The organism is Streptomyces sp. NPDC047081, assembly GCF_040643775.1.
In the GTDB taxonomy this organism is placed as follows: domain Bacteria; phylum Actinomycetota; class Actinomycetes; order Streptomycetales; family Streptomycetaceae; genus Streptomyces.
This window is the reverse complement of record NZ_JBEYUY010000064.1, coordinates 1-10,965: the sequence shown is the minus strand read 5'-3', so window position 1 is coordinate 10,965 and position 10,965 is coordinate 1. Positions and strand designations below refer to the sequence as shown.

The window sequence follows — 10,965 nt, the reverse complement described above, 5'->3', positions numbered from 1 at the left end:
ACACGGAGGACGAAGCCGTCGCCCTCGCCAACGACACCGAGTACGGCCTGTCCGCCTACATCCAGTCCCGCGACATCGCCCGCGTCAACCGCCTGTCGCAGCGGCTTGCGCAGGGCGGAGACCACGGCCTGGCTGACGTCGCGGACCGTGCCGGCGGTCGCGAGGGCGGCGGCCAGGCGCTGGACGCGGGCCACGTCGGTGACGTCGGAGCGCAGCTTGGAGGCGTCGGCGACGGTGCCGACGAGACGGGCGGGCCGGCCCTCTCCGCCGGGCAGGAGCCGCCCGCGCAGCCTCAGCCACTTCGGCGGACCGGACGGCTGGAGCACCCGGAACTCCAGCTCGCGCTCGCCGATGGACATGTGGTCGGCCTCGACGACGGACATCAGCGAGGGCAGGTCCTCGGGGACGGTCAGGCCGAGCAAGGTCTCGACCTTGCCGTCGAACTCGTCGCGGCTGAGGGCGAACAGCTCCAGGATGTCGTCGCCGACCTCACCGCGACCGGTGTCCAGGGCGAGCACGAACGCGTTCGCGGGCAGTTCGCCGCCCTCCGCGGCGGGGGCCCGGACGGGGCTGCCGACGGCGTCGGCGATCAGCTCCAGGCACTTGCGGTCCTCGGTGTCGAAGCCGTCCGGCCGCTCACTGACGGCCAGCAGGCACGAGCTGCCGCCGTCCCCGCGCGCGGGCAGCACCGCCAGGTGGAAGTCCCGCGCCGGCGCCCGCCGCGACTCGGCGAGCTCCCTCGGCCCGAGCCACACCGGCCGCCCGGCGCGATGGGCCTCGGCCACCGGCGAGTGCCCGGAGCGCGGATAGCTGTCGCGCACCCCGAACAGCGTCCTCGGTACGCCCGCCGACTCCACCAGGCACAGCACCTCGCCGTCCTCCCCCGGCGCGTACACGGCGACGAGGGCGGCCCCGGCGAAGACCAGCGCCTGTTCCAGGACCCGGCGCACCCTTTCGGGCGAGGCCGGACCGTCGGTGAGCGCTTTCAGGGCACCTTCGGCACGCAGAGTCCTCGTTCTGCGTCCCTCGGCGCCCTCACTGACCACGTCCGCAATTACAGCGCGTATGTGGCGCCCGCGCAGCCCCTGTGAGCGTTCCGTGGAGGTCAGAAGGCGTGTCCGGTCGAAAGGCGCCGAACATGTCTTAACGCATGCGTACCGCACGGTGGTCTCGTGACAGGCGTGACTGTCCCGGGCCTCGGCACGGCTGGAAGTCTCGTTGCCGGGCCACGGAGGGGGTTCGATGGACAAGCGGTACGAGGTGTACGCGCTCGCGGACAGACACTTCTACGAGACGCCGGACCGGGCGGCCGCGCCCGGACAGCAGGCGGCGCCCCTGTTCGAAACCGCCCGCCGCGAGGTGCCGGAGGGCTGGGAGGCGGCACGGATCGGCGACTGGCTGACGCTGACGCCGCCGGCCGCCGGGGCCGCCCCGGCGCAGGGCTGGAAGATCCACGCCTCGGCCACCCGGGCGAACGCCGACCGCGTCGCCGCGATCGTGTGGGACTACTGCGTGCCGCGCCGCATCCCCTTCAAGTTCGTGCCGGGCCCGCATCTGCTCCACTTACGCAACACCAAGTACGCTGGCCGCGACACCAGCGGCAAGTTCGTCACCGTCTACCCGGCCGACGAGGACCAGCTCCACCTGGTCCTGCGGGAGCTGGGCAGACTGCTGGAGGGCTTCGAAGGCCCGTACATCCTCACCGATCTGCGCTGGTACGACGGTCCGCTCTACGTCCGCTACGGCGCCTTCGCGCGCACCTTCACCGTCGACGAGCGGGGCTCGCTGGTGCCGGCGGTGCGGGACGGCGAGGGCCGGCTGGTGCCGGACCGGCGGGCGCCGTCCTTCCAGGTGCCCGAGTGGGTGACCCTGCCGGCCTTCCTCGAACCGCATCTCGCGGCGCGCAACACGACGACGGTGGGCGAGCTGCCGTACCGCATCGAGAAGGCGCTGCACTTCTCCAACGGCGGCGGGGTGTACGCGGGCACCGACACCCGGGACGGGCGGAAGGTGGTGCTCAAGGAGGGGCGGCCGCACGCGGGGCTCGCCTCCGACGGCGCGGACGCGATCGCCCGCCTGGAGCGGGAGAAGCGGGCGCTGGAGCAGGTGGCGGGGACCGGTGTGGTGCCCGAGGTGCGGGACTGGTTCACGCTGGGCGAGCACCGCTTCCTGGTCATGGACCTCGTCGAGGGCCGCCCGCTCAACTCCTTCTTCGCCGAGCGGCATCCGCTGCTCACCCCGGACCCGGATCCCGAGGCCGTCGCCCGGTACGGCGAGTGGGCGGTGCGCGTCCACGGGGCCGTGGAGCGGGCGGTGGCGGCGGTGCACGCGCGCGGGATCGTCTTCAACGACCTGCACGTCTTCAACATCATGGTCGCGCCGGACGAGGAGTCGGTGTTCCTCATCGACTTCGAGGCCGCGGCCCCGGCGGCGGAGAACGGCCGCCAGGTCGTCGCCCACCCGGGCTTCTACGCCCCGCCCGACCGCACCGGCGCCGACGTCGACCGCTATGCCCTGGCCTGTCTGCGGCTCGCGCTGTTCCTGCCGGTCACCACGCTGTTCGTGATCGACCGGGGCAAGGCGGCCCACCTGGCCGAGGTGATCGCGGAACAATTCCCGGACGTACCGCGGGAGTTCCTGGACGAGGCGGTCGCGGAGATCACGCGCGGCGCCGAGGTCGGCGCCCCCGCCTTCGTGCGGCCCGCGGACTGGCCGCACAGCCGGGACTCGATGGTCAAGGCGATCCTCGCCTCCGCCACCCCGGAACGCGACGACCGGCTCTTCCCGGGCGACATCGCCCAGTTCTCCGACGGCGGCGGCCTCGGCCTCGCCCACGGCGCGGCCGGTGTACTGCACGCGCTGGCCGAGACCGGCGAACGCTATGAGGAGGGCGAGCGCTGGCTCCTCGCCCACACCGACCCGCCCCCGGTCGGTACGCCGCTGGGCCTGTACGACGGGCTCGCGGGCGTCGCCCACGTCCTGGACCGGCTCGGCCACCGTCGGCGGGCCCTGGACCTGGTCGACGGCATCCTGGCCGAGAAGTGGCAGCACCTCTCCTCCGACCTGCACGGCGGACTGGCCGGCCTGGGCCTGGTCCTCGGCGAACTCGCCCGCACCACCGGCGAGCCGGAGCTCGGCGAACGGGCCGCCGAGGCCGCGGACATCCTCGTACGACGTCTCGCCGAACCGCCCGCGGAGAAGCGCCGGCGCCGGGCCGGGCTGCTGCGGGGCTGGAGCGGGCCCGCGCTGTTCCTGCTGCGGCAGTTCGAAGCGACCGGTGAGGCGCGGCTGCTGGAGGCGGCCGGGGTGGCGCTGCGCCGGGACCTGGAGTGCTGCGTGGTGCGCGAGGGCGGGGCGCTGGAGGTCGACGAGGGGTGGCGGACGCTGCCCTATCTCGGCGACGGCAGCGCCGGGGTCGGGATGGTCCTCGACGACTACCTCGTCCACGCGGCCGACGGAAGCGGGGACTTCGCGCACGTGCGCGAGGGGATCCTCACCGCCGCGACCTGCCGGTTCTACGCGCAGCCCGGTCTGTTCCAGGGGCGCGCCGGGATGATCCTGCACCTGAGCCGCACCGGCGCCGCATCGGACCGGCTCGCCGAACAGCTCGACGGGCTCGGTTGGTTCGCCATGGCCTACCAGGGGCAACTGGCCTTCCCCGGGCACCAGATGATGCGGCTCTCCATGGACCTCGGTACCGGAACGGCAGGCTGCCTCCTCGCGCTCGACGCGGCCACCGGGGGCACCGCCCGCCTGCCGTTCCTCCCGCCGCTCAGGCGGCCCTCATGACGCGGCTCCGCAACCTGACGGAGTCGTGACCGAACCCCGTCCCCACGGGTGAACACGGAAGGAAGGACACGACATGGCACTGCTCGACCTGCAGACGATGGAGTCCGACGAACACACCGGCGGCGGTGGCGGCGCGAGCACCGTCAGCCTGCTCTCCTGCATCAGCGCGGCGAGCGTTCTGCTCTGTCTCTGACGCTCCACCGAGCACCGTGAGCACACGGCTCCGGGCGGTCCGCTCCCCCATCGGGAGGGGCCGCCCGGGGTCCTCTCCCCTCCTGGATGCGAGGCCGCGGCCGACATGACGACTCGTGCCGACACCGCACCGACGCCCCCACTCACGAACGCCGCCGTCCGGCACAGCGCGGGCCGCTGCCTGGCCCTCTGCCTGCTGAGCACGGCCTCGACCGCGGTCGTCCTGCTGCTGCCCGCCGCACTCGGCCGCACCCTGGACCTGCTGCTCACGCACGCCCCCGCGACCCGCTGGGTGCTGTACTGCGCCGGGCTCGTCCTGCTGGCGGCCCTCTTCGACGCCGCAGAGACCACGCTGAGCGGAACCGTCGACGCGCGCACGACGGCCTGGCTGCGGCGCCGGCTGGCCGGGCATGTGCTGGCCCTCGGCCCACGGGCCGCTGCCCGTTTCGGGCCCGGCGACCTGGTCGCCCGGCTCGTCGGGAACGCGGCCCAGGCCGGGACGGCACCGGCCGCCCGCGCCGCTCTGCTCGCCGCGCTCGCCGGGCCCGTCGGGGGCATCGTCGCCCTCGGCCTCGTCGACTGGCGGCTCGCGGCCGTCTTCCTCGCTGGAGCGCCGGTACTGACGCTGCTGCTGCGCGCGTTCGCCCGCGACACGACCCGGTGCGTGGCCGACTACCAGGCGGTGCAGGGACGTATCGCGACCTCGCTCGCGGAGGCGGTGGCGGGCAGCCGTACCGTCCGGGCGGCGGGTACGGCGGACCGCGAGACGGCACGGATCCTGCGCCCGCTGCCCGAACTCTCGCGCGCGGGGCAGCAGATGTGGCGCGTGCAGGGGCGGGCGGCCGGCCGGGCGAGTGCCGTGGCGCCGCTGCTCCAGCTCGGGATCGTCGCCGTCGCCGGAGTGCTGCTCACCCGGCACCGGCTGACGGTCGGCGAGGTGCTGGCCGCCTCCCGGTACGCGGTGCTCGCGACCGGAGTCGGCGTACTGGTGGGCCAGTTCGCGAGCCTGGCGCGGGCGCGGGCCGCCACGGCCCGCCTCGGCGAGGTGCTCACGGAACCCGCCCCCACATACGGCGACCGCCAACTCCCCGCCGGGCCTGGCAGGTTGGAGCTGCGCGGCGTGACGGCCCGGCGTGGCGACCGCACGGTCCTCGACGGCATCGACCTGACCGTCCCCGGCGGTACGACACTCGCCGTCGTCGGCCGCTCCGGCACCGGCAAGTCCCTGCTCGCCGCGCTCGCCGGCCGCCTGACCGACCCCGACGCCGGGGAGATCCTGCTGGACGGCGTTCCCCTGCACGCGCTCCCCCACGACCAACTGCGGCGAGCCGTCGGCTACGCCTTCGAACGCCCCGCCCTCCTCGGCACGACGATCGAGGACACGATCGCCCTCGGCCTGCGCTCCCCCTCCCCGGCCCTGGTCCGCGAGGCGGCCCGCAAGGCCCGTGCGGACGACTTCGTCCGCCGTCTCCCCCACGGTTACGCCACCCGCATCACCGACGCCCCGCACTCCGGCGGCGAGTCCCAACGCCTCGGCCTGGCAAGGGCGTTCGCCCACGGCGGCCGCCTGCTCGTCTTCGACGACGCGCTGTCCAGCCTCGACACGGTCACGGAAGCCCGGATCGCCGACGCCCTGCTGGCGAACGGCTCGAAAACCACCCGGTTGATCGTCGCGCACCGGGCGACCACGGCGGCCCGGGCCGACGCTGTGGCCTGGCTGGACGGGGGGAAGGTACGGGCGGTTGGCCCGCATGCGGAGCTGTGGCGGAACGCCGGGTATCGGGCGGTGTTCGGGGACGGAGGGTCGGTGTGAGGGGCGGGGTCGGGGCGCGCGGGCTGCGGTTCCTGTGGGTGCGGTGGCGGGTCCTGCTGCGGCTGGGCGTGTGGTCCGTCGTGGAGGCCGGGCAGACCTTCCTCACCGGGTACGCCCCGGCGCGCGCCCTCGACCAGGGATTCCTGGCCGGGCGGGCCGGAGTCGGGCTCGGGTGGCTCGCCCTGGCCGGGGTCGGCGTGCTCCTGGGGGCCTACGGCACCGCGCGCGTGTACGCGGCCGTCGCCGCCCTGGTCGAACCCCTGCGGGACCGGCTCGTCGAGCGGGTGGTCGGGCGCGGGGTGCGGGAGGCCGACGGCGGAGCCCTGTCGGGGCTGACGCAGCAGGTCGAGATCGCCCGGGACACCTTCGCCGGGCTGGTGATGGTCTCGCGGTCGTTCGTGTTCACTGCCGTGGGCGCGCTCGCGGGGCTCGTCTCCCTCGATCCGCTGCTGCTTCTGGTCGTCGGGCCGCCGCTGCTGGCGGGCGTGGCCCTGTTCGCGGCGACGCTTCGGCCGCTGGCCCGCAGGCAGGAGGCGTACCTGATGGCCGACGAGGCGCTGGCCGAGCACTGGGGTGCGGTCTGCCCTGGCCTGCGGGACATCACGGCGACCGGCGCGGAGGAACGCGTCGCCGCCGACACCGGGGAACGTATCGACGCCGAACTCGGCACCGCCCGCTCCCTCGCCCGCTGGGGCGTCCTGCGCGTGGCGTCCCTCGCGATCGGCGGCCAGCTCCCGATCGTCCTCCTCCTCGCCGCCGCACCCTGGCTGCTGGCCCGAGGCGTCACCACGGGCGCCCTGGTCGGTGCCCTCGCCTACGTCACCCAGTCCCTGCTGCCGGCCCTGCGGAACCTGGTGCACGGGCTGGGCACGAGCGGATCACGACTGACGGTGGTGCTGCGCCGGCTGGCCCCGAGCGGACCCGGCCCCTCTGCCGCCGAGCGGCACGACGCCCCCGCCGAGCGCCCTCGTACACACCAGGACGCGCCCGCCCTTTCCCTCACCTCCGTCACCTTCGCCTACGGCCCCACCGCCGCCCCCGTCATCGAGGACCTCGACCTCGCCCTCCGGCCCGGCGCCCACCTCGCCGTCGTCGGTCCCAGCGGTATCGGCAAGTCCACGCTCACCGCGCTGGTCGCCGGCCTCCTGCGGCCCCGCAGCGGCACCGTCCGGGTCGGCGGAGCGCCCGTTCCCTCCCCGGCGGCCGTGGCGCACCGCGTGCTCATTCCGCAGGAGGCGTACGTCTTCAGCGGGACCCTCGCCGACAATCTCGGGCACTTCCGGCCGGACCCGGTGCCCGAGGCGGAGCTGCTCGCGGCGGTCGACGCCGTCGGGATGGGCCCGCTGGCCGAGCGGCTCGGCGGGCCGGGGGCCCGCGTCGATCCGGCGGCCCTGTCCGCGGGTGAGCGGCAACTGGTCGCACTGGTCCGCGCCTACCTGTCGTACGCCCCGCTCGTCCTGCTCGACGAGGCGACCTGTCACCTGGACCCGCAGGCCGAGGAGCGCGCGGAACGGGCCTTCGTGGAGCGGCCCGGTACCACCCTGGTCGTCGTCGCGCACCGGATCAGCTCGGCCCGGCGCGCGGAGCGGGTGCTGGTGATGGACGGCACGGGGACGGCGTACGGGACCCATGAGGAGCTGATGCGGGTCTCGGCGCTGTACCGGGATCTCGTCGGGAGCTGGACGCCCGGACCGGCGGGGCGTTCAGAGCCACCCCTCGCCCTGCGAGATGCGGATCGCGTCGATGCGGTTGCGGGCGCCGGTCTTGCGGGTGATGGCCGCCATGTAGTTGCGCACGGTCCCGTGGGACAGGTGCAGGCTTCCGGCGATCTCGGCGACGGAGGCCCCCTCGGCGGCAAGGGATAACACGCTCAACTCCCGTCTGGTCAACGGCATTTCGGCGGCCTTGAGGAAGCCGAAGCCGAGCGAGTCATGGACGAAACGTTTTCCCTCGGCGACCCGGCGGATCCCCTGCACCAGCTGGTCGGGCGCGCCCGCCTTGTCGACGTAGCCGAGCGCGCCCGCCTCGATCGCCCGCTTCAGCAGTCCTGGCCTGTTCGCAGTGGCAAGGACGAGGAGCCCCGGCGGTGTGTGGTCCGGGGTTCCCGGACGCAGGTCGCCGAGCGGCGGGATGCCGTACGCCTCCGCGCAGTCGAGGTCGGCCGCGCAGACGTCGGGCCGCAGGGACCGCACCCGGTGGGGTGCGCCGCGCCAGGGCGTGTCCTCGACCGTGAGGTCGGGTTCCCGGCGTAACCACTCCGCCAGGACCGATCGCACCAGACACGCGTCGTGCACCAGAAGTACCCGGATCACTGCCGCCGCCCCCTCAGCTCGCGTACGCCGGTTCCATGGTGTTGAGCGCGTGCCCATTGTTCGCGCCCGTGACCGTCCGTGGGCGCGAAGAATCGGCCATCGGGGTGCGCGGGGGCGCACGCGAGGCGCCCGTACACCGCTCCGCGCATCAACTGAGGGGGCATGGGAGAGGGGCGGCTGGGTACACGGCGGTTCTTCACCGGTCGCGGGCATCCCTGCGCCCGTGGCGAGCCGTTCCGGCGCCGTCCGCGCTCCGCTCGCCGTGCGCGTCCGGCCTCCAGGGGGCAGATTTGATCCCTGGGACAGGGGACCGACCGTGCGAGGAGGTGGTCGCCGTGTCCGACGGGCACACCTCCGGGCAGGCCCCGGCGACCGCGCGGACGCGGGTGGGGCGGCCGCTGCTGTCCCTGGCACTGGCGTCGATGATGGACGAGGTCCACGCGCACTCCGGCGCGGTGTACCTGCTCGCGGCCGAGGAACCGGTGCTGGAGATGGCCGTCATGGCGGGCCTGCCCCGGGCCTTCGCGGCGCCGTGGGAGCGGGTGGGGCTGAGCGCGCCGATCCCGGTGGCCGAGGCGGTGCGCGAGCGGCGCCTGGTCTGGGTCGGCGGCGAGGAGGACATGGCCCGCCGCTATCCGCGCATCGCGGTGGTGCTGCCGTACCCCTTCGCGCTGGCCGCGCTGCCGGTGGCGACCGCCTCGACGGCGTACGGCGCGGTCTTCGTGACCTGGCCGGGCTCCCATCCGCCGCAGCTGTCCGACCGGGAGCGGGAGCATCTGACGGCGGCCTGCGACCGGCTCGCGCTGCGGCTGGAGCGCGCCCTGGCGGAGAGCCGTCCGCTGCTGCCCGAGCCTGATCTGCTGGCCGCGAACGTGGTGGGCGGGACGGCCGGCACGCTCGGCACGGTGGAGGCGGCGCGGATGGTGGCGCGGCTGCCGTACGGGCTGTGCTCGCTGGATCTGAACGGGCGGGTGACCTTCGCGAACGCGGCGGCGGCCGAGCTGATCGGCGTCCCGGTCAGCGGGCTGCTCGGCACCCAGCTGTGGGCGTCGGTGCCGTGGCTGAACGATCCGGTGTACGAGGACCGGTACCGGGCCGCGCTGATCAGCCAGCACACCACCTCGTTCGTGGCGCTGCGGCCGCCCGGGGACTGGCTGTCGTTCCGGATGTATCCGAACACGACGGGGCTGAGTGTGCGGGTGACCCGGGCGCGGGCGGTGGCGGAGATGAACCGGACCGGTCCGCAGCCCGGTGACGCCCCGTCCCGGCTGGTGAGCATCTCGCAGGTGCTGACCCTGGCGGGGGCGCTCACCGAGGCGGTGGGCGTGCAGGACGTGGTGCAGCTGGTCGCGGACGAGGTCGTGCCCGCCGTCGGCGGTCAGGCGCTGGTCGTCCTGGGATCGCGGGCCGGGCGGCTGCATGTGCTGGGGCACCGGGGCTATCCGGACCCGCATCTCGTGGAGCGGTTCGACGGGCTTCCGCTGGCCGAGCGAACGCCGGGGACGCACGCGCTGAACACCGGGGTGCCCGCGTTCTTCGACTCGCGGCAGGAGCTGGAACGTCTGTATCCGTCGCGGCTCGCCACCCCGGACACCTTCGCGGCCTGGGCCTATCTGCCGCTGATCGCCTCCGGGCGGCCGGTGGGCACGTGCGTGCTCGCCTATGCCGAGCCGCACCCGTTCCCGGCGGACGAGCGGGCCGTCCTGACCAGCATCGGCGGGCTGATCGCGCAGGCGCTGGAGCGCGCCCTGCTCTACGACGCCAAGCACCAGCTCGCCCACGGCCTGCAGGCGGCTCTGCTCCCCCACTCGCTGCCCCGGCTGCCCGGTATCGAGGCGGCCTCCCGCTATCTGCCCGCCACCCAGGGCATGGACATCGGCGGCGACTTCTACGACCTGGTGCCCACGCAGGGTGTGGCGGCGGCCGTGATCGGGGACGTGCAGGGCCACAACGTGACGGCGGCCGGGCTGATGGGGCAGATCCGTACGGCGGTACGGGCGTACACGACCGTCGGCCAGGCCCCGGAGGAGGTCATGCGCAGCACCAACCGGCTGCTGATCGACCTGGGCGTCGACCTGTTCGCCAGCTGTCTGTATCTGCGGCTGGATCCGGCGCGCGGGCGGGCCGTGATGGCCCGGGCGGGTCATCCGCCGCCGCTGCTGCGCCGCCCGGACGGGAAGGTGCGGGTGCTGGACCTGGCGGGTGGTCCGCTGCTCGGCATCGACGGTCTGGCCGTCTATCCGACGACGGGGGTGGACCTCGCGCCCGGCTCGGTGCTCGCCCTGTACACCGACGGGCTGATCGAGTCGCCCGGCGTCGACATCGAGGACGCGCTCGCCGAGCTCGGGGAGCGGCTCGGTGCGGCCGGGGAGCTGCCCCTGGACGAGCTGGCCGACCGGCTCATCGGGGACCGTGCGGGTACCCAGGAGCGGATCGACGACGTGGCGCTGTTGCTGCTCAGGGCCCGGTAGGGGCCGGTTGCCCGGTCACGCGGCGCGGCCCGGCCCTCCCGCCGGAGGGCCGGGCCGTCCACTGCCGACCGGAACCGCGGTTGAGGCCGGTCAGTGGGTCGAGGTGAGCGAGCCGTCGTCCGCACCGGTGCCGGACTCGTCGCCGGCACCGGACTGGTCACCGACGCCCTCGCCCGACTGGTCGCCCGCCGTGGCGGACGGGTCGACCGCGCCGGCGCTCTCGTCGCCGCCGACCGCGTCGCCGCCGGCACCCACGTCACCGGCACCGTCGGTCGCGGAGGCGGACGGGTCGGCCGCAGCCGCAGAAGGAGACGGCGGAACCGGACTCCGGCTGAGGAGGGGAAGCTGAGGGCGTGGTGAAGCTCGTCACCGCGGTCCTCCCCCCGCA

At 74.5% G+C, this 10,965-nt stretch carries 6 protein-coding genes and 2 pseudogenes; 5 read left to right on the top strand and 3 right to left on the bottom strand.

Features of this window, described 5'->3' with window-relative positions; all coding sequences use genetic code 11:
• Nucleotides 1–95: 95 nt before the first annotated feature.
• Nucleotides 96–1,046 (bottom strand): annotated as a pseudogene (locus ABZ848_RS49220) (PAS domain-containing protein); the annotation flags it as partial.
• A 196-nt stretch (nucleotides 1,047–1,242) separates the two neighbouring features.
• On the opposite strand from ABZ848_RS49220, the gene lanKC reads away from it, so the two are divergent.
• The 4 genes from lanKC to ABZ848_RS49200 all read left to right on the top strand — a co-directional run bounded on the left by lanKC (nucleotide 1,243) and on the right by ABZ848_RS49200 (nucleotide 7,659).
• Nucleotides 1,243–3,789: a class III lanthionine synthetase LanKC gene (gene lanKC / locus ABZ848_RS49215; RefSeq protein ID WP_360843604.1), complete on the top strand. Its 2,547-nt coding sequence runs from the start codon at nucleotides 1,243–1,245 to the stop codon at nucleotides 3,787–3,789.
• A 73-nt stretch (nucleotides 3,790–3,862) separates the two neighbouring features.
• Nucleotides 3,863–3,982 carry a SapB/AmfS family lanthipeptide gene (locus ABZ848_RS49210; protein ID WP_360843602.1) on the top strand — a complete coding sequence of 40 codons (120 nt, stop codon included), beginning with the start codon at nucleotides 3,863–3,865 and terminating at the stop codon, nucleotides 3,980–3,982.
• A gap of 105 nt (nucleotides 3,983–4,087) precedes the next feature.
• Complete coding sequence (locus ABZ848_RS49205) at nucleotides 4,088–5,794, top strand: ABC transporter ATP-binding protein (RefSeq protein ID WP_360843599.1); 1,707 nt, start codon at nucleotides 4,088–4,090, stop codon at nucleotides 5,792–5,794.
• On the top strand, nucleotides 5,791–7,659 hold the full coding sequence (locus ABZ848_RS49200) for an ABC transporter ATP-binding protein (RefSeq protein WP_360843596.1): 1,869 nt from the start codon (nucleotides 5,791–5,793) through the stop codon (nucleotides 7,657–7,659). The genes ABZ848_RS49205 and ABZ848_RS49200 overlap by 4 nt, the downstream gene beginning before the upstream one ends.
• On the opposite strand, the pseudogene ABZ848_RS49195 reads toward ABZ848_RS49200, so the two are convergent.
• Nucleotides 7,582–8,163 (bottom strand): annotated as a pseudogene (locus ABZ848_RS49195) (response regulator transcription factor); the annotation flags it as partial. The gene ABZ848_RS49200 and the pseudogene ABZ848_RS49195 sit on opposite strands and share 78 nt — an antisense overlap.
• A 269-nt stretch (nucleotides 8,164–8,432) precedes the next feature.
• Here ABZ848_RS49195 and ABZ848_RS49190 point away from each other — a divergent pair.
• Nucleotides 8,433–10,577, top strand: a complete 2,145-nt coding sequence (locus ABZ848_RS49190) for a SpoIIE family protein phosphatase (protein ID WP_360843594.1) — start codon at nucleotides 8,433–8,435, stop codon at nucleotides 10,575–10,577.
• Between the two features lie 90 nt (nucleotides 10,578–10,667).
• Here ABZ848_RS49190 and ABZ848_RS49185 read toward each other — a convergent pair whose 3' ends face one another.
• Nucleotides 10,668–10,832, bottom strand: a complete 165-nt coding sequence (locus tag ABZ848_RS49185; RefSeq protein ID WP_360843591.1) for a hypothetical protein — start codon at nucleotides 10,830–10,832, stop codon at nucleotides 10,668–10,670.
• Nucleotides 10,833–10,965: the final 133 nt, after the last annotated feature.

Coding starts and splice junctions, on each gene's coding strand:
- ABZ848_RS49210 (WP_360843602.1), top strand. CDS start 3,863: ATGGCACTGCTCGACCTGCAGACGATGGAGTCCGACGAACACACCGGC.
- ABZ848_RS49205 (WP_360843599.1), top strand. CDS start 4,088: ATGACGACTCGTGCCGACACCGCACCGACGCCCCCACTCACGAACGCC.
- lanKC (WP_360843604.1), top strand. CDS start 1,243: ATGGACAAGCGGTACGAGGTGTACGCGCTCGCGGACAGACACTTCTAC.